The organism is Methanobrevibacter sp. (genome assembly GCF_045646205.1).
GTDB lineage: Archaea > Methanobacteriota > Methanobacteria > Methanobacteriales > Methanobacteriaceae > Methanocatella.
Map to the genome: position 1 here is coordinate 1 of NZ_JAZRKF010000006.1, position 21,496 is coordinate 21,496.

At 34.3% G+C, this 21,496-nt stretch carries 21 protein-coding genes and 2 rRNA genes; 10 read left to right on the top strand and 13 right to left on the bottom strand.

Features of this window, described 5'->3' with window-relative positions; genetic code table 11:
- The 4 genes from ACKI44_RS01300 to cgi121 all read left to right on the top strand — a co-directional run.
- Positions 1-130, top strand: a 23S ribosomal RNA gene (locus ACKI44_RS01300); the annotation flags it as partial.
- Positions 131-263: 133 nt separating this feature from the next.
- A 5S ribosomal RNA gene (gene rrf / locus ACKI44_RS01305) occupies positions 264-381 on the top strand.
- A gap of 75 nt (positions 382-456) precedes the next feature.
- Positions 457-1,926 (top strand): (R)-citramalate synthase, encoded by a 1,470-nt coding sequence (locus tag ACKI44_RS01310; RefSeq protein ID WP_407420906.1) that lies wholly within the window; start codon positions 457-459, stop codon positions 1,924-1,926.
- 8 nt (positions 1,927-1,934) lie between these two features.
- On the top strand, positions 1,935-2,417 hold the full coding sequence (cgi121, locus tag ACKI44_RS01315; RefSeq protein WP_407420907.1) for a KEOPS complex subunit Cgi121: 483 nt from the start codon (positions 1,935-1,937) through the stop codon (positions 2,415-2,417).
- Here cgi121 and ACKI44_RS01320 read toward each other — a convergent pair.
- From ACKI44_RS01320 to ACKI44_RS01340, 5 genes are read right to left on the bottom strand one after another with little or no spacing between them, the layout of a single operon-like run.
- Positions 2,401-3,360, bottom strand: a complete 960-nt coding sequence (locus ACKI44_RS01320; RefSeq protein ID WP_407420908.1) for a DegT/DnrJ/EryC1/StrS family aminotransferase — start codon at positions 3,358-3,360, stop codon at positions 2,401-2,403. The genes cgi121 and ACKI44_RS01320 overlap by 17 nt on opposite strands.
- Before the next feature lie 4 nt (positions 3,361-3,364).
- Positions 3,365-4,534: a hypothetical protein gene (locus ACKI44_RS01325; protein ID WP_407420909.1), complete on the bottom strand. Its 1,170-nt coding sequence runs from the start codon at positions 4,532-4,534 to the stop codon at positions 3,365-3,367.
- A gap of 36 nt (positions 4,535-4,570) precedes the next feature.
- Positions 4,571-5,497: a glutamine-hydrolyzing GMP synthase gene (guaA, locus tag ACKI44_RS01330; RefSeq protein WP_407420910.1), complete on the bottom strand. Its 927-nt coding sequence runs from the start codon at positions 5,495-5,497 to the stop codon at positions 4,571-4,573.
- 9 nt (positions 5,498-5,506) lie between these two features.
- Positions 5,507-5,767 (bottom strand): hypothetical protein, encoded by a 261-nt coding sequence (locus ACKI44_RS01335; protein WP_303737340.1) that lies wholly within the window; start codon positions 5,765-5,767, stop codon positions 5,507-5,509.
- Between the two features lie 8 nt (positions 5,768-5,775).
- The gene (locus ACKI44_RS01340; RefSeq protein WP_407420911.1) at positions 5,776-6,333 is read right to left on the bottom strand and encodes a GMP synthase subunit A; all 558 of its coding nucleotides are present in this window, start codon (positions 6,331-6,333) and stop codon (positions 5,776-5,778) included.
- 98 nt (positions 6,334-6,431) lie between these two features.
- Here ACKI44_RS01340 and ACKI44_RS01345 point away from each other — a divergent pair, with 98 nt between their 5' ends.
- The gene (locus ACKI44_RS01345; protein ID WP_407420912.1) at positions 6,432-6,578 is read left to right on the top strand and encodes a hypothetical protein; all 147 of its coding nucleotides are present in this window, start codon (positions 6,432-6,434) and stop codon (positions 6,576-6,578) included.
- 59 nt (positions 6,579-6,637) lie between these two features.
- Here ACKI44_RS01345 and ACKI44_RS01350 read toward each other — a convergent pair whose 3' ends face one another.
- Entirely contained in the window at positions 6,638-8,182 is a 1,545-nt protein-coding gene (locus ACKI44_RS01350) for a hypothetical protein (RefSeq protein ID WP_407420913.1), read from the bottom strand.
- An 846-nt stretch (positions 8,183-9,028) separates the two neighbouring features.
- Here ACKI44_RS01350 and ACKI44_RS01355 point away from each other — a divergent pair.
- Both ACKI44_RS01355 and trxB read left to right on the top strand, forming a co-directional pair.
- A complete protein-coding gene (locus ACKI44_RS01355) occupies positions 9,029-9,568 on the top strand; it encodes a glutathione peroxidase (protein ID WP_407420914.1) in 540 nt (179 codons plus the stop codon).
- A gap of 15 nt (positions 9,569-9,583) precedes the next feature.
- A complete protein-coding gene (gene trxB, locus ACKI44_RS01360) occupies positions 9,584-10,498 on the top strand; it encodes a thioredoxin-disulfide reductase (protein ID WP_407420915.1) in 915 nt (304 codons plus the stop codon).
- A gap of 25 nt (positions 10,499-10,523) precedes the next feature.
- On the opposite strand, the gene gatE is transcribed toward trxB, so the two are convergent.
- The 7 genes from gatE to ACKI44_RS01395 are packed head-to-tail and all read right to left on the bottom strand — an operon-like array spanning position 10,524 to position 18,834.
- Positions 10,524-12,389 (bottom strand): Glu-tRNA(Gln) amidotransferase subunit GatE, encoded by a 1,866-nt coding sequence (gene gatE / locus ACKI44_RS01365; protein WP_407420916.1) that lies wholly within the window; start codon positions 12,387-12,389, stop codon positions 10,524-10,526.
- Between the two features lie 9 nt (positions 12,390-12,398).
- The gene (gene gatD, locus ACKI44_RS01370; protein WP_407420917.1) at positions 12,399-13,709 is read right to left on the bottom strand and encodes a Glu-tRNA(Gln) amidotransferase subunit GatD; all 1,311 of its coding nucleotides are present in this window, start codon (positions 13,707-13,709) and stop codon (positions 12,399-12,401) included.
- 9 nt (positions 13,710-13,718) lie between these two features.
- Positions 13,719-15,170, bottom strand: a complete 1,452-nt coding sequence (locus ACKI44_RS01375; RefSeq protein ID WP_407420918.1) for a 2-oxoacid:acceptor oxidoreductase family protein — start codon at positions 15,168-15,170, stop codon at positions 13,719-13,721.
- Positions 15,171-15,182: 12 nt separating this feature from the next.
- Complete coding sequence (locus ACKI44_RS01380) at positions 15,183-16,298, bottom strand: 3-methyl-2-oxobutanoate dehydrogenase subunit VorB (RefSeq protein ID WP_407420919.1); 1,116 nt, start codon at positions 16,296-16,298, stop codon at positions 15,183-15,185.
- Positions 16,299-16,586, bottom strand: coding sequence for a 4Fe-4S dicluster domain-containing protein (locus ACKI44_RS01385; protein WP_303736085.1), 288 nt, complete (start codon positions 16,584-16,586; stop codon positions 16,299-16,301).
- A gap of 1 nt (position 16,587) precedes the next feature.
- Positions 16,588-18,261 (bottom strand): AMP-binding protein, encoded by a 1,674-nt coding sequence (locus ACKI44_RS01390; protein ID WP_407420920.1) that lies wholly within the window; start codon positions 18,259-18,261, stop codon positions 16,588-16,590.
- 12 nt (positions 18,262-18,273) lie between these two features.
- Complete coding sequence (locus ACKI44_RS01395; protein ID WP_407420921.1) at positions 18,274-18,834, bottom strand: helix-turn-helix domain-containing protein; 561 nt, start codon at positions 18,832-18,834, stop codon at positions 18,274-18,276.
- A 189-nt stretch (positions 18,835-19,023) separates the two neighbouring features.
- Here ACKI44_RS01395 and ACKI44_RS01400 point away from each other — a divergent pair, with 189 nt between their 5' ends.
- The 3 genes from ACKI44_RS01400 to ACKI44_RS01410 all read left to right on the top strand — a co-directional run bounded on the left by ACKI44_RS01400 (position 19,024) and on the right by ACKI44_RS01410 (position 21,436).
- Positions 19,024-19,365 (top strand): hypothetical protein, encoded by a 342-nt coding sequence (locus ACKI44_RS01400; RefSeq protein ID WP_407420922.1) that lies wholly within the window; start codon positions 19,024-19,026, stop codon positions 19,363-19,365.
- Positions 19,366-19,834: 469 nt separating this feature from the next.
- Entirely contained in the window at positions 19,835-20,773 is a 939-nt protein-coding gene (mtrH, locus tag ACKI44_RS01405; protein WP_407420923.1) for a tetrahydromethanopterin S-methyltransferase subunit H, read from the top strand.
- Positions 20,774-21,064: 291 nt separating this feature from the next.
- Positions 21,065-21,436: a hypothetical protein gene (locus ACKI44_RS01410; RefSeq protein ID WP_407420924.1), complete on the top strand. Its 372-nt coding sequence runs from the start codon at positions 21,065-21,067 to the stop codon at positions 21,434-21,436.
- Positions 21,437-21,496: the final 60 nt, after the last annotated feature.

The window sequence follows — 21,496 nt, forward strand, 5'->3', positions numbered from 1 at the left end:
TCCCCTGAAAATAGATTGCTTTTGAGGACGCGAGTAGAAGACTTGTTTGATGGGGTAGGGATGTAAGCTTCGAGGTTTTTTTTCCGAGTTGTTCAGTCCGCTACTTCCAATTGTTCGCTTGCATTATTTTAATTGTTAGTAGACTTATACCTCTTCTATATAATGGTATGGTTTGGTAGCAATTTGGTTAGGTGTTAACAGTTTGGGTGAAAGTTGCACTGATTTTATTTCATTATTTTCATTTTCATGTGTGGTAGAGTAAGTATTGCGGTCATAGCATGGGGGTTATACCTGGTCTCGTTTCGATCCCAGTAGTGAAGTCCTTTTGTGTTTTGTTTGTGTACTATGGTTTTCTATGGGAATTTCATTTCGCTGCAAGCTTTCTCTATTACAATCCTTACTATTTTTTTTGATTTGTTTCTTATTATTCATGTTTATGTATTTTTCGGTGATTTTATGAAGATTAAAGTTTTGGATACAACTTTACGTGATGGAGAACAAACGCCTGGTGTTTCATTAACATCAATGGAGAAATTAAGAATCGCATCTAAACTTGATGAGATTGGTTTAGATTATATTGAAGCAGGTTCTGCAATAACCTCTGAAGGTGAGAGAAAATCCATTAAGGAAATTACTTCACAGGGTTTTAATGCAGAAATTTTAAGTTTTTCCAGACCTTTAACCAGAGATATCGATTATTGTCTTGAATGTGGTGTTGATGCGGTTAATCTTGTTGTTCCCACTTCAGATTTACATATTTTCGAAAAATTAAAAATCACTAAAGATGAACTTATTGACATGTCCAACAGCGCTGTTGAGTATTGTAAAGATCACGGTCTTATTGTTGAGTTGTCCGCTGAAGACGCTTCTCGAAGCGACATGGATTTTTTAAGAAATGTCTTTTTAAATGCAATTGACCATGGTGCAGATAGGGTTTGCGTATGTGACACTGTCGGCATATTAACTCCCGATTCTTCTTTTGAACTTTTCAATAATTTGAGAGATATCAATGCACCTATTTCATGTCATTGTCATAATGATTTTGGTCTTGCTGTTGCAAATACATTGGCTGCCGTAAAAGGTGGGGCTTTAGAAATCCACACTACTGTAAACGGTATAGGTGAACGTGCAGGAAATACCTCTTTTGAAGAATGTGTTGTTGCTATTGACAGATTGTGTCCTGATTTTTCAACAGACATCAAGATTCATGAAATCTATGACATATCTAAACTTGTTGCCCGTTTGACGGGTGTTTATATTCAGCCTAATAAAGCAATTGTCGGTGAAAATGCTTTTGCTCATGAATCAGGAATTCACTCTGACGGCATCATTAAAAATTCCGCTACCTATGAAGCGATGACTCCAGAACTTGTTGGCCGTACCCGCAGATTCATTATAGGCAAACATATGGGTACTCATGGTCTTGATTCCAGATTAAAGGAACTCGGTTTGAAAGTTACAGACGTTCAGCTTCAGCAAATATGTGATAATATTAAGGAGCTTGCAGATAAGGGTAAAACCGTTACTGATGTTGATTTGCAGGCAATAGCAGATAATGTTTTGGAAATCAATCATCTGGATAGAATCAAATTAATTGACATTACCGTAGTTTCCGGAAATAGGGTCATGCCTACAGCTTCTGTAAAACTCAATATTGACGGTGAAGAAATTCTAAATGCCGGTGTGGGTATCGGACCTGTTGATGCGGCCATAAATGCAGTTAATTCTTTGGAAATATTTCAGGATATAGATTTCATCGAATATCACGTAGATGCTATTACTGGAGGTACCGATGCTCTTATTGACGTTATAATTAAACTCCAGAAAGGAGATCGCATCATCTCAGCAAGAGGCACCGAACCGGACATTATTGATGCAAGTGTTAAAGCATACATTTCCGGTGTTAACAGATTACTTCAGGAGTAGGGTTATTTATGAATTTGCAGATTTTGGGATTTAAAGGTGAAATTTCTTCAGTCGGTAAAACTTTAAATGAAATTAATTCCATTAAAAAGGATTTAGAGATTATTCAATTATTAAATGCCGATGCAGTTGCAGGAAAACGCCACATTGAGCATGGTGTCAATCAGGCATTCCTTGCATTTGAACGTGGTGAAAACCTTGCCAATGACTTGAGTGTTGAAATCTGTCTCAGGTGTTCTGCGCAGCGCCAGATTTCCAAGGCCTTTGACTTGCTGGGTCTTAAGGAAGGCAAAATGAATTTATGTGCAATATTGATTGACTGCGGTGATTATACATCAGAGCTGTCTTCACTGTTTACTAAAGATGACAGTGTTTTATGTCCTGATGTTGAAAAATTAAAGGAAATCTATTCCATTAGTGATGATGAGTTAGGCATTATGGATGTTGAGGATATTTTGATTGACAGAATATCCAGACTCATTGCAGATTATTGACTGCCCTTATTATCTCATCCAAATATTCTTTTTTAAGGCAGCTGTAATTCAGGTTTTTAATTTCAATTGAAATGGCTTTTGTCTTTACCCTATTGTAATTTGGACATTTGTTGATAAATCCGCTTTTGTTTATTGGCAGTTCTTTTTTCAGTTCCCAAGTTTTTTCCTTAGGATTATCATGTGGAATAATTAAATTAACGCCTCTTTTTTCGGCATGTATTGTGTTAGGTATATGTTTTTTTAAATAGTCTGTTGCATTTAATGTAACTTGCAAGTTTTCACTAACACTTTTAAGTTCCTCATATATACCACTTGAAATAATTTCATTAGTTTTGCTTAATTTTAATGGCAGTGATGATTCCTTGAAGAGATTTTCATCATTTGTGGCAATAAATCCTCCGCTTCCAACATTGATAAGTTTAGGCTGGCCTGTTGATGCAATAACAATGTCTGAATATTTACAGTTACCTAAAACTCCTTTTTCATCCCCAATTCCTGCTGATGCATCCTGAATTGTTGCAATTCCGTTATCTTTACAGTATTTAAAAATTGATTTTGTGTCCTGTTCCGCAGCATAGCCTGCAAAACTGGTATATATCAGACAGGAATTATCAGAAATATCTAATGTGTCTAATTCATTGGTATTAATTAATCCTAAATCAGTTTTAAGGGTGATTATATTTTTATTTAAGAATTTTGCAATCTGTTTAAATCCATGCCATCCTCCCTGATCAGGAATTATGACGTCTCCTTTAACGGAACTTAATGCAACAAAGATACTGTTGTTGCCGCTTGATGTTATTTTTGCGTATTCTGCATTTGTGAGTTCACAGACTCTTTTTTCACATTTATCTTCAAAATCAGTATTTTCCACTTTGCCTGATGCAACATCAGACATTATTTTTAAAGTTTCATCTTTTGGAGTTTTAAATTCAAATTGCATAGTATCATTTCTTAAAGTACATATCTAAAGTGGTCTGTTTGGTATGGAGCATTTCATTAAGCAGTGTTCCCTGATTTACAAATTCCTTAATAGGTATTCTAAGTTTGGTTCCGGCATATTTTAAACTGTCTTCAAGGGTTTCAAATTCAAGGTAAGGTTTTTTCATAGCTTCTTTAATATTTTCACGTACATTAAAAACACCTAATGGAACATAATTTTCATATGCTTCCCTTAAGATTATTAATCCTGATTGCTTTTTAATTTTTGAAAGGTAATCAAGAACAACCATTTTTGCTGTGTAATAGCATCCTCCTACTCTGGAATATTCTTTTTTACCGCCATTGGTTTCATAATCTGAAAAGATCAATCTTTCATTTTTAATTATTTTGATAAAAGCTTCATACCATTCATATTGCCATTCCGTTGGGGTTAGAATGATTACATAATATGTGTTTAAAGCTCCGAATTCAAAGACTCTGTAGGTATCCAGTCTTTCATATTTCCTTACGTCTTTTAAGAATTCATCTGCAAGCGTTGAATCACATGCCGTAATTGACCAGCGTGTAGGAACTAATTTTCTCTTGTTTTTAGTGCCGATTGCACCTACGGAAAATGCTTTTTGCATTGCTGAAAATGGAACATCTTTATCATGAAGATTGACAACAGCATCCACCGCTTTTAAATCAGTATCATAAAAAGTTTTTTCAAGCTGCTTATCCCATTTCACAGCATCAATATCAAATTTTTCAATAACTGCACTTGGTCCGTGCGGGGTGCTGTCTTCCGTAAACATGGATCCTGTCGGGGTTTTTCCAAAAGTGGCTTCGCTGTCAATTGATTTGGATGCTAATGATATATCCTGCAATTTTTCAACAAATGGATTTTCCAAGTCATCTATCTTAATCAGCTGTTTTCCACGGACAAGACTCATACGGTAGTTGATAATGTCTTCCTGCTGTTTATTCTGACCTATCCATGATTCCGGAGAGTCCATAATTGATGTATCACCGACTTCATTAACCATCATGGGGCCTGCATAAACTTTTGGGTAGGACCATCTTCCAATAAAAACGGATGGCGGTGTACTTCCTTCAAGATTTTTTCCAACATTAACAGATTTCATTTGAATTTGTTCTGTTAATTTGGCTAAATAAGCATTTTTAGTTGTTTTCATAATAAATAAAAAAAGTTAAGAGAAAAAATCTCTTATTTAACAAAATTCGATAGTTGCAGGTGGTTTGTCACTTATTGATAAAGCAACGTGAGTCACTTCTGAGATTTCAGAAGTTATTCTTTTGGAGATGGTTTGAACTACATCCCAAGGCAATTGTGGAACGTAAGCCGTCATAGCATCTACTGAATTGACGATTCTTACAATTACCAAGTATCCGAAGTCCCTTTGGTCTCCTTTTACACCTGTGGCTTTACTGTCTGTTAATACAGCAAAGTATTGCCATACTTCTTCATCAAGACCTGCTTTTTCAACTTCATCACAGACGATTTTATTTGCTTTTCTGCAGATTTCAACGTTCTCTCTTGTTAAGTCACCAATGACTCTAACACCAAGTCCAGGTCCTGGGAAAGGTTGTCTGTAAACTGTAGTTTTCGGTAAATCCAATTCATCACCGATTTCTCTTACTTCATCTTTGTATAAGTCACGGATAGGTTCACATAATTCCAATTCCATTCCGCTTGGAAGAGCTAAGTTGTGGTGGGATTTGATTTTTCCATCACTTTCAATCCAATCCGGTGCAATTGTACCTTGAACTAAGAATTTAGCACCTGATTTTATTGCTTCTCTTTCAAATACTTCAATGAATACTCTTCCGATGATTTTTCTTTTTTCTTCAGGGTCTTCAACACCGGCAAGCTGATCCATGAACTCGTCGGAAGCATCGACAAATTTGAAGTTTAATCTGTCTTTGAATGTATTTGTAACTTGTTCAACTTCCCCTTCTCTTAAAAGACCGTGGTCTACAAAAACAGCAGTTAAGTTATCGCCAATAGCTTCCTGAACTAGTACAGAACATACTGAACTGTCAACTCCGCCGGAAAGTGCAATAATAGCTTTTTCATCACCAATTTGGTCTTTGATTTTTTGAACTGCGTCATCAATAAATTCTTTTGGACTTAACATTATAATCACTTATTCTTCTTCGTCTTCTTCTTCGTAATCTTCGATGATTTGTTTAATCATAGCTTCTAATCCGTTATCATTACCTGCTTCAATAGCTTCGAATATTTCATCATATTTAACGAATTTTTCTAATTTTACGGATTTAGCTCCAATTCCTGAAATTCTAAATCCATACTCTTCATCGCCAATTTCTATGTTAACATACTGTTTTTTTAATCCAGCTTTATTATCCTGTGCCTTTTGTGCTAAGTCTTCTGCGTTGTCAATCATTATTACACCTATTTTTTACATATTTTATAAAAATTTTCAAATATCTGTGATCCTTTAGGGGTATGATGTACTTCTGGGTGGAATTGGATTCCATATACATCTTTCTCTTTATGTTTAAAGGATTCGATATCACATAATTTTGAATTAGCTAAAATTTCAAATTCCTCTGGAATGCTTTTAACTTCGTCTTTATGTGAAGACCAAACTTCCATTTCCGGTGCCAGACCTTCAAATAAATTTTCATCATTATTAATATTAATTTTAACTTGAGCATAACTTTCAGTATTTGATGTAGCCACATCTCCACCATAGGTTTTAGCAATTAATTGATGGCCTAAACATATTCCTAAAATCGGTATATCGAAGTGTTTGATGTATTCTTCACTGTTGCCCGCACCTTCAAGTGAAGGGCCGCCTCCTAAAATCAGTCCGATTGGGTTTTTAGCTTCAATTTCTTCAATGCTTAAAGTATTTGAAACCAGTTCGGATTCAATTTTGAGATACTGTAAACTGCGCTGAATTCTATGGTTGTATTGGCCTTTATTATTAACTACTATAATTGTCATATTATGCTCCAAAATATTATATTATTATTTTTGGTTGTTTTCATTTATTAACTTGTGTATCAAAAATTTATATAGTATTGATAATAAAATAAAATCACATGGAACTTAAAGATTTAGCATTTGTTATTGTGGCAATTTTGATTGCTGTAGTTATATTAAAAATATTCATGTGGTTATTGCCACTTATTGTTGTTTTAGTAATTGCATTTTTCATTTATATGTTTTTATCTGAAAGATACAGTTAATATTATCATTTTACTTATTTTAAATGGTGTTTTTGTAAAAAAAAGAAAAAGTGATGAATTTAATCACCTTTTTTATTATATCTTGAATATCCATATACAAGAATTGCCAATATTGCAATTATTGCAACTATGTAAGGAATCGGGGATGTTGTAGTCTTTTTTGAAACATCTTTTTTAGTAATTTCATGTGCAGTTTTAGAATCACTGTCACTGGTTTGCGGAGATGCTTCCTCAACACTTTCCTGACTGCTTATAGGTGTTTCACTCAAACCGATATTGGTGTTTTCAATACTTGTTGAAGTTGAATTGATTTGAGTGTTCACATTATCGACTATTTCTTCAACAGCTTCCTGAATCTGTTCTATAATGTTTGTTGCTTCATTTGTTTCAGTTTCTGTTTTTGTAGTATTTGTATTTTCATTGATAATGTCAGTAGTGTTTGTCTGTGTTGTATTTTCAACTACATCCTTATTTGTGTCATTTTCAACATTCTCTTCAGTTGGTTTAGTATTGTTTTCAATTTCTGGAAGTGGATTGTGATTTGGTTTTTCTTCAGGAACATGTGGGGTAGTTTCCTCTGCTTTTTCTTTTGGTGTTACTGTAATTAAATTGCCGTTTTCATCAATGAATTTTGTTGGCATATCAATTAAGTCATTAGTAATAAAAGCTTTTGCCCATGCATCGCTTGTTGGGTCAATATCCCATGAGTTTCCATTAAAACTTGTTCCTGTTGCTGTTGTTTCATCAACATAAACTAAAGATCCACGTTTTGCAGTATTTCCTTCAATAATATTGTTGTCAAAGATAACTGTTGATGGAATATGTGGAGTTTCCTCTGCAATAAAGATTACGCCACCCATTCTTTCAGCTTTATTATTGATTATTTTTGAATTAGTAACTGTAAGCGGTCCGGATGTAATCATAGCTCCACCCTGTGTACCTGCATAATTATTTGAAATTGTACAGTTGTTAACAGTTAATTCACCAGGCCAGTTATAAAGAGCTCCTCCCCATTCTTTTGCAGTATTGTTGTCAAAGGTACAGTTTTCAGTTAATGTTGTTGAATAAATTCCTACACGAACTGATCCTCCGTCACGTTCTGCATAATTTTGGGTGAAATAAGAATTGTAAACATATGAGTTTCCCCAGTATGTAGCGAGAGCACCTCCGTCGTGTCCTGCTTTATTATTGATGAAATTACAATTTGTTGCATTTAAAAATCCGTAATTTGTAAATACTTGCCATTTAATTCTGTGCTGTTCTCCAGCAATATCAATAGCTCCACCATTTTGTCTTGCGGTATTATTGATAAAATCACAACTGTCAACGTAGATTTGTCCACCTAATTCTGAGTGTATTGCACCACCGAAATCAGGACTATTTCCGTTGATGAATGTAATGTTGAAGAATTTGACTTTTGAAACAGAATTGACTAAAATAATTGTATTAGAATGATTACCATCTATTATTATGTCACTTGTATTTCCCATTCCTTGTAACGTAATATTTTTATCAATTTTTATGCCTGATTCAGTATATATTCCAGGAGTCAGATAGATAGTGTCACTATCCTGCACGCTGTCGACTGCATCCTGTATTGACATTGTATTGTCAATGGTTACATTTTCAGCAGATGCGCATGGAATCGCTAAAAAGCATATGAAAATTAATAAAATTAACCATCTCTTTATATTTTCACCTCCTTTTTATATAGTATTTAAAAATGAATTAATAAAGTTTTTTATTGATATTAATTTATTTTATTATCGATTATTACTATTAATTTTTTTATTATTAATCATAAATAGTTTATTTTATTATTATATTACTTGAAAATTATTTATATAAATAAATATTAAAAATATTTTCGTTTTTATTAAATTTAATTATTTATAACATATTTATTTTAATCGTTATATACTAAAAATCAACATTGAAAAAATTTGATTTTAGCATTCCTTAATTTTGATATTTTTTTTATTAATTGAAAAAATAGGAGTGTTCATTTGATAGAATAATTCATTAAAATCTGTTTAAGCACTTTATTATACTTTTAATGTTTTATTTTAAGATTATTTCGAAGTGAAAAATATTTAATATTCCTATAAGAATTTTTTAAAAAAGAGATAATATGAGGTGTTCAATCGCACATTAAACACCTGTACGTTGGAAAATCTTATTTGGCAGATATAATTTTCCGAGTTATTAAATTAGAAAATTGTGTAAAACTAATTTAATATATTTGAAGAGTTATATGGACAATAATGTATGTCAAAGCAATGTTATTTTTAGGTTATCCTAAACTTTACATCACTTGTTATTAATGTTAGATTTCATGGTATATAAAGCTTTTCATTTTTTTAGGTTATCCTAAATTTTAACAATATTTATATATCTCCATTTTACATAATAAAATCAAGTCCTAATTAAAATAATAGGGGGATAAAACTATGTCAGTATATGATTTTGAAGTAAAAGATGGTGAAGGAAACATGGTTTCCTTAAGTGAATATGAAGGAAAAGTGTTGTTGATTGTTAATTCAGCAATTAAATGTGGTTTTACTCCACAATACACAGAATTAAATGAAATATATGCTGAATTCAACGAAGAAGGTTTTGAAATCTTGGATTTCCCATGCAACCAATTCGGTAAACAGGCTCCAGGATCAACTGAAGAAATCGCTGAGGTCTGCCGTAACAAATGGTTAGTTCCTTATAAAATATTTGATAAGATTGATGTAAACGGTGAAAATGCAGATCCATTATACGAATATCTTAAAAACGAACAGCCATTTAAAGATATTACTGGTAAAGGAGCAACAAAACTTAAATTGGTTTTAAAAGCTGTTGACAGACATTATAAGGACAATAATGATATAAAATGGAATTTCACCAAATTTTTAGTTGACCGTGAAGGTAATGTTGTTCAAAGATTCGAGCCAACTGAAGATTTAGGTGACGTTAAAGAGGCCATTAAGGCATTATTATAATACTGTTGTGTAATTATGGAAAAATATGATATTGTAATAGTGGGTGCGGGACCTGGCGGTCTAACAGCAGGTATTTATGCTGGACGTCAGGGAACGAAAAACCTAATTCTTGATAAGGGTCTTGCCGGAGGAATCGGCCGTGAAGTTCCTCAAATGGAAAACTATCCGGGCTTTGATAATATTTCCGGTCTGGAACTTGTTGAAAAAATGAAAGAGCAGGCAATAAAGAACTGTGATCTTCATGAAAATGAAAACGTATCGGAAATCATAAAAAATGACGATGAATACCGGTTCACGATTAAAACGGACAAGGATTCCTATCTATCTAAAACTGTGATTCTTGCTACTGGAAGTTCCCACAGGGAACTGAATGCAAAAGGAGAAGATGAATTCAAGGGAAAAGGAGTCAGCTACTGTGCAACCTGTGACGGATTTTTCTTCCAGGGAAGAGACATAATCATGGTGGGCGGAGGAAACAGCGCCCTTCAGGAAGCCTTATACCTGAATAACCTGGGAGCCAATGTTACATTGGTTCACAGAAGAGATGAATTCAGAGCCCAAAAGCACTTGCAGGACCAGATTCATGAGGAAGGCATTAATGTAATCTATAATGCAGTTGTTGAAGAAATTAAAGGTGACATGCTTGTTGAAAGTGTCGTTTTAAAGGACACGCAAACCGGAGAACTGACTGACTTACCTATCAGCGGCATATTCATAAGTGTAGGATATATCCCTCACACAGAACTCGCTGACCAGTTAGGTGTTGATTTGGATGAATCCGGACATATCATAATTGATAAGGAGCAGAAAACGAATGTTGATTATGTATATGCAATCGGTGATGTCTGTGTTGGCCTGAAACAGTGGGTTGTAGCATGCGGCGAAGGAGCGGTTGCAGCAACTTCAGCATATCATGACTTAAAAAAATAAGTTAATAAAACTCTTTTATAGAGTTTTATATTAATTTTTGAATTTCTTCACGAACGATTTTATTAACCATTCCACCATCGGCTTTTCCTTTAAGTTCTTTCATACACATTCCCATTAAAGGACCCATGGCGCCCATTTGACGTTCCTTAACCATTGATTCATTGTTTTGAACAATTCCTGCAATGATTTCAGCCACGTCATCTTCACTGAGCATGGTTAAATTGCTTTTTTCTGCAATTTCAGATATTTCAGTGTCTGGTGTTTTTATGGTTTCAATAGCTAATTTACGTACGCTGTCTTTTGCAATTTTACCTTCAGCTAAAAGAGTAAATATTCCTTTAAAGTGGTCTAATGTTAATACTGTAACATCGTGTCCTTCCCTTTTGATTTCACGTAAATCATATGCAAGAAGTGAAGCTACAGGCGTTGCATCCACATCAACATCTTTTAAAATTGCTTCAAAGGTGTCTGCTTCCTGTCTTTTGACAAGCTGTGTAGCCAGATCTTCACTTAATTTGTATTCTTCAATGATTCTTGCTTGCTTGACGTCAGGAAGTTCAGGTAAATTGTTTGCAATAGGTTCAATTCTATCCTGAGTAATCTTGAATAATGGAATGTCAGTTTCAAGATACATCCTGTTTGCAGTAGGAAGCGGTCTCATGTATTCGGTGTTTCCGTCATCAAGTGCTTTTCTTGTTTCTTCAACAACACCGTCCAAAGCCAGTTCAGCTCTTCTTTTAACTTCCTCTAAAGCGGATATTGCAATATCTTCATCATGAGCTACAATAATGAAGGCATCATCGGCACCGATATTTAGGAAATCAGTTACTTTATCAACTTCATCCTGTGTGATTCCGTAAGCAGGCAATTCATCTGAGTGGAATATACCTGAAACACCACGTTTTTTAGCATAGCTTGCAATTTCAGTACCGAATCTTCTGCCAGGCTGTACTTCACGACCAATTAAAGAATCATAACCTTTTAAAACAACTGCTTTAATTGTTTGGGCAGATTTCAATATTTTGGATTCAGTATCTTCAAAGAGTTCATCTAAAGTATGAATTTCGTCTAATACTTCAGCATTTCTCTTTTCAAGCTCTTTTTTAATGTCAATTAATACTAATTGTCTTTGAACTTCACGTTCCACGATTTCTGCCATCAAATCCAAATCCTGAACACCCTTGATTTCAACACGTGCGCCTTCGGCAATGGAGATGTTTAAATCCTGCCTGATTGTTCCAAGACCTCTTTTAACATTTGTGCTTCTTAAAATCTGTCCGAGCATATATGCAACTTCACGTACCTGTGCCGGATCATGCATTGAAGGGTCTGTTGTAATTTCAGCAAGAGGAATACCTAATCTGTCAAGTCTGAATTCGGTAAACTCGTCTGTGGTTTCTATTCTTCTTGCAGCATCCTCTTCAAGACCTAAACTTTCAATGACAACTCTTCCATATGGAGTGTCCAGATATCCGTCAGTTGCAACCATACCTGTTCTTTGAAATCCTCCTGTGTTACTTCCATCAATAACCTGTTTTCTCATTGTATGGAATTCATCCACAATATGCATATTCATCAAACATGCAATAGTAATACAGATGTCTAAGGCTTCTTCATTCAAACTGTGCGGTGGTTCATCATCGTTTTCAACAAGACAGGTATGTTTTTCAAAGTTTTCATATTTGAAATTAAGACCTCTTAAGGATTCCTGGAGAGCTGCCCTGTCAATTTCTCCAAGTTCAGATTGTGTTGGTCTTAATTTTCTTTGAATCAGTTCACTGTAATCATCATCAACAAGTTCTGTTTTACATGGACAGAATAATTTATGCTCACTGTTTAATTGTTGGTGAATTTCAAGTCCCATTTTTAATCCTAATTCATTGTAATCCATGTTATCACCTTAATTCAAGAAATCCTTAATAGAAGATTTTTTAGAAAATTCACCTGCAATATTTTTATGCATAATCTCTTTAACTTCTGAGTAATCGCCGCTTTGACCTAATGCCCAGCATAATTTTACGTATGTGGTTTCAGGAGTCATGTCAAGACCTGATATTACTCCAGCATCCAGAATTTCACGTCCTGTGGAATAAACGTTCATGTTAACTCTTCCGTAAAGACATTGTGAAGTCATTATCACTGGAATATTTTCATCACGAGCCCTTTTAAATGAGTTTATTAAATTATCCGGAACATGTCCAAGACCGGTTCCTTCAATGACAAGTCCTTTATAACCTTTATCAATGTGATATTCAATGAACTCTTCAGAAATTCCTGGAAAACTCTTGATGAATCCGACTTTATCTTCAATGCCTGTTTTCAATTCCAGTTCGTTTTCTCCACGTTTTGTGTATGAATAATCAGGATTGATGTTAACTTCTTTGTTTTCAATTTTAGCTATTGGCTGAGAGTTAATGCTTCTGAATGTATCTCTTCTAGATGTGTGCATTTTTCTGACCTTTGTACCTTTATGCAAATAGGTAAACTCGTCATTTAAACTTCCGTGCATACAAACACATACTTCGGCAATGTCTGACTTTGCCGCAATTACAGAATCAATCAGGTTAATGTTGGCATCACTTGAAGGCCTGTCGGAACTTCTTTGTGCTCCGGTTAAAATAATAGGAACGGGTGTTTTCAGCATAAAGCTCAATGCTGCTGAAGTATAATGCATTGTATCGGTACCGTGTGCGATAACAACACCGTCAGCACCTTCTGAAATGTCATCAGCTATTTCTTCTGCAGCTTTAACCCAGTATTCAGGTTTCATGTTTTCACTTAAAATATTATATAATGCCTTTACATTGTAGTTGGCATAATCCAGTAATTCCGGGTTTGCCTTTACCAGATCGGATGCTGTAAATGCAGGATGAACCGCTCCGGTTCTGTAATCGATAACTGATGAGACAGTACCTCCCGTTGATACGATTGAAATGTTCTGTTTGGATTCGTCAATCGGGATTTCACTTTCTCCAAATCCGATTTTTGGTTTTTCACCTTTTTCTAAAAGTTCTGCAGTGGTATTTTCAATGGCTACACCGATATTATAACCGCTGGATAACTTTAAAACCAAATATCCATCATCAGCATCTTCCGGTCTGTCAAGTAAAATACCTGTATAGGAGATATCCTCTTTATTCACTTTGATTTTATCTCCTATGCCTAAACCGTAATCTTCTATATATTTTTTAGCATTTTGTTTGTATGTCATTAAATCACGCTACTGGGAATTGTCTTTAATCCATTGTGCTCCCGCATGTAAAACATCGATATTTACATCGATAACTTTAGGTTTGGAAGCAAACATTGCTTTAATAGCATTTTCGTAAGATTCACTTTTCAATACATCAGTTAATTCTGTTAATGCACCTAAAAGTGCAGTATTTGCGGTTCTTGCATTTCCATGTTCTTCTGCAATGTCAACACAAGGCATTGGAATGACTTTCACGTTCCTGTCACTTTCAAATTCCCCAATTTTTGCATCGTAAAGAATGATTCCTCCTTCTTTAACATCCTGTGAGAATTGTTCTAGGGAAGGTTTATTCAATGCAATGAGAATGTCAATATCATCAACTACTGGTGTTCCGATGGTTTCGTTGGAAATTACAACAGAACAGTTTGATTTTCCACCTCTCTGTTCAGGTCCGTAACTTGGATACCAGGATACATGTCTTCCTTCAGCACATGCTGCCTCAGCAATTGTAAGTCCTGCACTTAATACTCCCTGTCCGCCGAATCCGGAAACTTTGATGCTTACAGGTTTGATTTCATCATCAATATATCCTGAATCATCGTCTCTGTTAACATTAAATATTTTATCAAGGGATTCTGTTGAAAAATCACTGACAGGTCTTACGACAGGATCTTTTTTATATAAATCATTTCTGAAGTTTTTAACAGGGAATTCTTTTTCCATCTGTTCTTCGATGAATTTTTGAGCACTTTTAACATCTTGCTTTAAGTTAGTAGGACAAGGTGATAATACTTCAACAAATGAATATCCTTTTCCTTCTTTTTGAACGGTAAGTGCCTGTTTGATTGCGAATTTGGCAAGTCTGATTTTTAAAGGATTTGCAAGAGATACCCTTTCAATAAATACCGGTGCTTTTAATGTGTTAATTAACTCGCACATGTGTGTAGGATGTCCTGTGTAATCAGGATCTCTTCCGGTTTGACATGTTACTGTTTTTTCACCAATCAATGTTGTTGGAGCCATCTGTCCTCCGGTCATTCCATAAACGGTATTGTTCACGAAAAATACTGCAATTTTTTCTCCTCTGTTTGCAGCCTGTAAGGTTTCGTTCAATCCGATTGAAGCCAAATCTCCGTCTCCCTGATAACTCATTACAATAGCATTGTCTTCGGCTCTTGAAATACCTGTAGCTACTGCAGGTGCTCTTCCGTGAGCGGTCTGGAAGTTTCCGCAGTTAAAGTAGAAATAAGCGTATACTGAACATCCCACAGGAGAAATCATAACACATCTTTCCTGGATTCCGAGTTCATCCATACATTCAGCTATTAATTTATGTAAAATTCCATGTCCACAACCTGCACAGTAGTGAGTTGATTTGATATTGGTTCCTTTTCTCGGATATTCTTCTAAAAGGGATTGTGGATTTCTACGTATTTGCAATTCATAATCTTTATTGTTTTTTAAATCTTCAATATTCATTTTTCCACATCCTTAATCAATAATATTTGGACTAGCTTTTTCTTCACTTCTCTCGGAAGTATCTAAAGTCTCATCTTCAAATCCGGCTATTTCATAGATTTTTGCAAGAACATGTTTCAGTTCAATTAAGTTTCCACCCATTCTGTTAACGAGGTGCGTATCTTCTTTTCTTAATGCTGCAAACTGAACGTCAGCTAATAACTGGCCGTTACTCATTTCAACTGAAATGAAGCTGACTCCTTTGTCTGAAAGTTCTTTGATTCTTTCAGTTGGGAAAGGAGATAATGTGATAGGTCTTAAAAGACCAACTTTAAGTCCGTTTGCACGGCTTTTGTCAACAGCGGACCTTGCAATTCTTGAACTGATTCCGTATGAAACCAAAACGATTTCTGCATCTTCAACTTCATATTCTTCAAAGATAACCTCTTCAGCATCAATTTTAGCATATTTTTCCTGAAGCTTGTAGTTGAAATCTTCCAAATCATTAAAGTCATTGAAAATGGAAGTGATAAGATTGTCCATGGTTTCTCCAGTTCCTTTAACGGCCCAAGGTTTATCATTTTTAGGTTCTATTGCCTCTTTAGGGAATTCTAACGGTTCTGCCATCTGGCCTAAAGTACCGTCTGCCAAAACAACTACAGGGTTTCTCCATTTGTCTGCAAGTTCAAATGCTTTCATTGTCAAGTCACACATTTCCTGAACACTGTTTGGAGCTAAAACTATATTTTTATAGTTTCCGTGACCTCCCCCTTTGACAATCTGGTTATAATCTCCCTGTTCAGGTCCGATATTTCCAAGTCCAGGTCCTGCTCTCATGATGTCTACAATAACTGCAGGCAATTCAGCACCTGCAAGGAATGTGAATCCTTCCTGCATTAAACTGATACCAGGTCCTGATGAGGATGTCATAACTCTGTGACCTGTACCTGATGCACCATAAACCATATTGATTGAAGCTTCTTCACTTTCCGCCTGAACGAAGTTTCTTCCAACCATCGGGAAGTATTTTGATGCTTCATGCAATATTTCACTTGCAGGAGTAATAGGGTATCCAAAGAAACAGTCACAGCCGGCATACATTGCACCAATGACAACGGCTGTATTTCCTTTAACCATTTGATTACTCATTTATTCTCCCCCTTTATTAGCTACTTTAGCTTTAATCATTTTACTCACTTCATCATCAACAACTTTCTTGTATTGATGTACTTCAAGTGCCAATGGCTCTGGACAGGTAAAGTAACAGTCTTTACATCCAGTGCAGCCATTTCCACTATAATAAGCGTATTGATATCCTGCATTATTCATGTCTTGTGATAAAAGAATTGCATTTTGAGGACATCCAGTAATGCATCTTTGACATCCTTTGCATTCTTCTATGTTGATTACAGGAAAAGATATGTCTTCGTCCGCCATTTTAATCTCCTTGATTTTTGTCGTTGTCTCTAATTTCTACCCTTCTTATTTTACCGCTGATTGTTTCTGGAATTTCATCCACGTATTCAATCATTCTTGGGTATTTATAAGGGGCTGTAACACGTTTAACGTGATTCTGTATGTCTTTAGTAAGTTCATCAGATGGCTCAAAGCCAGGCTGTAATATGATTGTTGCTTTTACAATTTGGCCTCTGACCTCATCTGGATAACCGGTAATTGCACAGTTCGTAACAGCTTCGTGTGATAGCACTGCACTTTCCACTTCATAAGGTCCAATACGATATCCTGAGGATTTGATTATATCGTCGTTTCTTCCAACAAAATGAACGTATCCTTCTTCATCCACCCATGCTGTATCTCCACAATGGTAGTATCCGTCATGGATTTGCTGTTTGTATTTCACTTCATCGTTTACATAGTCTTTAAATAATCCTGGATTTGGACCATCTTCCATTTTAAAGCAGAGTTCTCCTTTCTCACCTATCTCTACTTTTTCATCATTTTCATTTAATAGCTCTAAATTAAATAATGGGGAAGGTTTTCCAATTGATTCTAATTTAGCATCTAACCATATGAACGTACCTATAGACAATGTGGTTTCGGTTTGACCGAATCCTTCCTTAATCGTCAAGCCGGAAATTTCCTTAAATCTTTTTGAAACTTCAGGAGGAAGAGGTTCACCTGCGGTTGTTACATAGGTAATATTTGAAAAGTCATATCCTTCGATTTTTTCTTTGATTAAGAATCTATAGATTGTTGGAGGTGCACAGAATGTTGTTACTTTATTTTCAATAACTTTTTCAAGCAATTTAATTCCGTTGAATCTAACATAATCATAAATGAATATTGCGGTTCCGCTAATCCATTGGCCATATAAATTTCCCCAAACAGCCTTTCCCCAACCTGTATCTGCTGCTGTGTGGTGAATTCCATCTTCAACTACATTATGCCAGTATTTTGCTGTTGGAATGTGTCCTAAGGCATATGTATGTTTGTGTGATACCATTTTAGGAAGTCCGCTTGTTCCTGATGTGAAATAAATGAGGAATACTTCTTCCGCATAAGTTTTATCTTCGCCTGTTGGTCTTTCAAAAACAGGACTTTGTTCTTTAATTGCTTCATTAAAGTTAATCCAGCCGTCTCTCTCAGTTTCAATTACAAGTTTTTTCAAATTAATGCCTAATTCTTTTTCTGCTTCTTCATAATCTGGTAGTAAAGAGTCTTCTTCAACAGATACTGCAAGTTTCACATTAGCTTCCCTTAATCTGAAGTCAATATCGTGAAGCTTTAACATATGGGTTGCTGGAATGGCTATTGCACCGATTTTGTGCAAAGCCACCATACAGAACCACCATTCATATCTATTTTTTAATGTGAGCATTACGCAATCGCCTTTTTTAATGCCTAAACTTTTAAATAGATTTGCAGTTCTATTGGAATACTCTTTCATATCTTTAAAAGTGAATATGTGCTTTTCTTCATCATCATTAGTCCAAATTAATGCAATCTTATCCGGATCGATTTCAGCATATTTGTCCACTACATCAAAACCGAAATTGAAATCATCTTCATACTTTAATTTGAAATTTTCATAAAAATCCTCATACGAGTTAAAATCAACTCTTTCTACAAAATCCCCTATTACAGATGTCATAATAACTACCTTCTACATTAATATAGCTATGAATTTAGCCGGTTTGTCATTAAGCGCAATCATTGCGTGTCTATGGCTTGAGTCAAAAAATATTGAATCTCCTTCATTTAAAATAATTTCGTTATTGTGAATGTAAAGTTTAACACTTCCTTCGAGAATATAATTAAATTCCTGACCTGGGTGTGCGTTCAGTGAAGGAATTGCATTTTCTTTAGGGTCTACTGTTACCAAAAAGGTTTCTGCTTTTTTATGGATAAATTTTGAGCATAAGTTTTTGTATTTATATTCTTTTCTTCTGTCAATTGAAACACCTTTTTCTGCACGTGTAACGTCAAAGATGCTCATTCTACTTTCTTCACCAGTTAAAAGTAAACTTAAATCTACTTGGAAAATGTTAGCTATTTCGTAAAGGAAACTGGCAGGAATGTCAACTTCTCCAGTTTCGTATTGGGTGTATGTCTGCACATCAACATTCAATTCCTGTGCAATATCTTGTACTGAAATATCAGAAAGTTCTCTTAATTCTTTAACTCTATTTCCAATATCTTTATTATATTCATTCATGCTTAACACCTTAAATCTATAACATATAATAATTATATATAATACTTTATATAAAGGTTTTTAAAAATCGTGATAATTTATTATAAATTGTCTGTTTTTAAAATTATTGTTCGTGTTTTTAGGTTAAAATTATCTTAAGAAAGTGATTTATATGTCTTTTCAATAAAGTTTAATTAGGGATGTGGGGATGTTTTATCGATGTTGACAAAATTAGGTAAAGATAAAGGTAAAAGCGGAAAATCTTCATCAAGGTATGCAATGGATTTTATGAAAGAATTCAAGGTTGATGACTTTGATGCCATGTCGGATGTGGTTGAAAATTGGTTAAGGGATTTCCCGCAGGATGCTAACGCATATTATGCACAGGGAGTATTTATTGGTGTTTTGATTAAAACCCGAAATATTGGCCGGGATGATGGGATAAAAGAAATGGATCTTATTTCAGATAAGGTACAGAAATTTGAACCGGAAGACACGGTGCTTGAAAGATTCTATGAACAACTTTTTGCAAAATATTACTCAGATATTGCCGGCAAATAACATTCAAATATACTTTATAAAAAATAATATTATTTTTACTTATTTTCTTAAATCTGTTTTTCAGTGGTCTTTTTAAAAAATTTTTCAAATTTTGATAGGCTTATTGGTGTTAATATATATTTTTAATAGCTATTTTTATTATAACTCTATGTATTTTCATTAATAAAAAATAATCATGATTAACTATTAACATTTAATTATTTTTCTTATTTTGCGATGAAATTAGTAAATAATGGATGCAAATAAGCATTTTCAATTATATATGATATATTTTCAATATTTTTTAAATTAATCATTATATAATAATTATTTATTATATTAAACAGTTTAGTATAATTTAGTATAATTATTGTAATTTTTTTAGTTAAATTTATATACAATTAAATTAATAAATTATGTTAGACCTAAATTGAATTTTATTAAAGTATAAATGAACAAATTTAGGTCATAATTAAAGAGGTTATTTTAAATGTTTAAATTTGATAAAGAACAACAAGTTTTTGACTTCGCAGGAGTCAAAATGGGTGGACAACCTGGAGAATATCCTACTGTTTTGGCAGGAACAATCTTCTATGGTGGACACAATATTCTTGATGACGAATTAACCGGAGATTTTGATAAAGATCGTGCTGAACAGTTAATCAACGACATGGCATCTATTTCAGATGTAACTGGTAATCCTTATATTGTACAAGTGTTTGGACAAACTGTTGAGGCATTACCAAAATATATTGAATTCGTTGGTGATATCTGTGATGCTCCATTCCTTATAGATTCAACATCTGGTGATGCTAGAGTTGCTGGTGCACAGTTCGCTGATGAAACCGGATTAACTGAAAGAGCAATTTATAACTCTATTAACATGGCAGCTGATAAATCTGAATTGGAGGCACTTGCTGAAACTGATATATCAGCTTCAATTATTTTAGGATTCAACCCAATGAACGCTACCGTTGAAGGTAAAATGGCTATGTGGGAAGATGGAGATGATGGTGCTTATGAAAAAGGTTTACTTGAAGTAGCTGAAGAATGTGGTATTGATAGATTCATGATGGATACTGCTGTAACACCGCTAGGTCAGGGTGCGGGTATTGCTGCAAGAACTTCATTTGCCGAAAAAGCTAAATGGGGATATCCTGTAGGATCTGGAATTCACAACGTGCCATCCGCATGGGATTGGTTAAGGGAATATAAAAAGGCAGGAAACAAAACAGCATTTACTGTTTGTGATATAGGTGCAAATATCGTACAGGTAATGTGCGCAGGAGACTTTGTTCTTTTCGGACCTATTGAAAATGCAGATATTGCATTTCCGGCTGTTGCTCAAACAGACATGTTCATATGTGAAGCTGCAAAACCTTTAGGAACTGAACCTGTTGATTATCACCCAATGAATAAACTGGTCTAATATCATTACTAATACATTTTAAAGCCTCAATGTCGATTTGTTCTATATCATTTTAAATGATATATCAAATCTTAATAAAATAATCCAAAAATACCAAATTAGCACTGGACCCAAACACGTCCAGTGCTTTCAATATATAAAAAATTTTGACTTTTTTTGCCTGTTGAATTGGAGTTTTAGTATACTTATTTTTTTAGCTGGACTTGTGAAATCCGGTTTGCTTTGTCTATAATATTTATATATTATAAAAAACTAACTTAATGTAACTAAAATATTTCGGAGATTATAATTATGTCTACATCAGATATTGGTAATAATGTTATATTCAAAAAACAATTAGGATTAAATTATGAAATAGACCAAAAATATGTTGGTTTAAAAATGAAAGAAAATAATATTTTATCTTTTAATTTCAGAATTCCTGGAGATTTGAAGGATGAGGTTGAAGGTTACTTTAAAAGATTCAAAATAGGTGAACCAATTCTTGTAGATATTGGTGGAACTGGCGACATCAGATGTGAATTCAAAGGACTTTCACCTGTTTTAAAAAATAAAAACGAAATGGATCAATATTTCATTTCAGCTACTTTACAAGAGGATAAACAGTATAATCCTTTAGAGGAAGAAAAATGTGAAACCTGCAGTGGATGCGGATTCCACTAAATTTTTAACTTTTTTTTTAACTTTATTTATTCATATTAACTGTAATGCGCTTTATTTTAA

Bases quoted from the DNA above. Each gene is read 5' to 3' on its own strand.
- ACKI44_RS01410 (WP_407420924.1), top strand. From the start codon at position 21,065: ATGTCTACATCAGATATTGGTAATAATGTTATATTCAAAAAACAATTA.
- ACKI44_RS01400 (WP_407420922.1), top strand. From the start codon at position 19,024: ATGTTGACAAAATTAGGTAAAGATAAAGGTAAAAGCGGAAAATCTTCA.
- mtrH (WP_407420923.1), top strand. From the start codon at position 19,835: ATGTTTAAATTTGATAAAGAACAACAAGTTTTTGACTTCGCAGGAGTC.
- ACKI44_RS01345 (WP_407420912.1), top strand. From the start codon at position 6,432: ATGGAACTTAAAGATTTAGCATTTGTTATTGTGGCAATTTTGATTGCT.
- guaA (WP_407420910.1), bottom strand. From the start codon at position 5,497: ATGTTAAGTCCAAAAGAATTTATTGATGACGCAGTTCAAAAAATCAAA.
- ACKI44_RS01375 (WP_407420918.1), bottom strand. From the start codon at position 15,170: ATGAATATTGAAGATTTAAAAAACAATAAAGATTATGAATTGCAAATA.
- cgi121 (WP_407420907.1), top strand. From the start codon at position 1,935: ATGAATTTGCAGATTTTGGGATTTAAAGGTGAAATTTCTTCAGTCGGT.
- ACKI44_RS01325 (WP_407420909.1), bottom strand. From the start codon at position 4,534: ATGAAAACAACTAAAAATGCTTATTTAGCCAAATTAACAGAACAAATT.
- ACKI44_RS01385 (WP_303736085.1), bottom strand. From the start codon at position 16,586: ATGGCGGACGAAGACATATCTTTTCCTGTAATCAACATAGAAGAATGC.
- ACKI44_RS01350 (WP_407420913.1), bottom strand. From the start codon at position 8,182: ATGTCAATACAGGATGCAGTCGACAGCGTGCAGGATAGTGACACTATC.
- ACKI44_RS01320 (WP_407420908.1), bottom strand. From the start codon at position 3,360: ATGCAATTTGAATTTAAAACTCCAAAAGATGAAACTTTAAAAATAATG.
- ACKI44_RS01380 (WP_407420919.1), bottom strand. From the start codon at position 16,298: ATGAGTAATCAAATGGTTAAAGGAAATACAGCCGTTGTCATTGGTGCA.
- ACKI44_RS01340 (WP_407420911.1), bottom strand. From the start codon at position 6,333: ATGACAATTATAGTAGTTAATAATAAAGGCCAATACAACCATAGAATT.
- gatD (WP_407420917.1), bottom strand. From the start codon at position 13,709: ATGACATACAAACAAAATGCTAAAAAATATATAGAAGATTACGGTTTA.
- gatE (WP_407420916.1), bottom strand. From the start codon at position 12,389: ATGGATTACAATGAATTAGGATTAAAAATGGGACTTGAAATTCACCAA.
- ACKI44_RS01310 (WP_407420906.1), top strand. From the start codon at position 457: ATGAAGATTAAAGTTTTGGATACAACTTTACGTGATGGAGAACAAACG.
- ACKI44_RS01355 (WP_407420914.1), top strand. From the start codon at position 9,029: ATGTCAGTATATGATTTTGAAGTAAAAGATGGTGAAGGAAACATGGTT.
- trxB (WP_407420915.1), top strand. From the start codon at position 9,584: ATGGAAAAATATGATATTGTAATAGTGGGTGCGGGACCTGGCGGTCTA.
- ACKI44_RS01335 (WP_303737340.1), bottom strand. From the start codon at position 5,767: ATGATTGACAACGCAGAAGACTTAGCACAAAAGGCACAGGATAATAAA.
- ACKI44_RS01390 (WP_407420920.1), bottom strand. From the start codon at position 18,261: ATGACATCTGTAATAGGGGATTTTGTAGAAAGAGTTGATTTTAACTCG.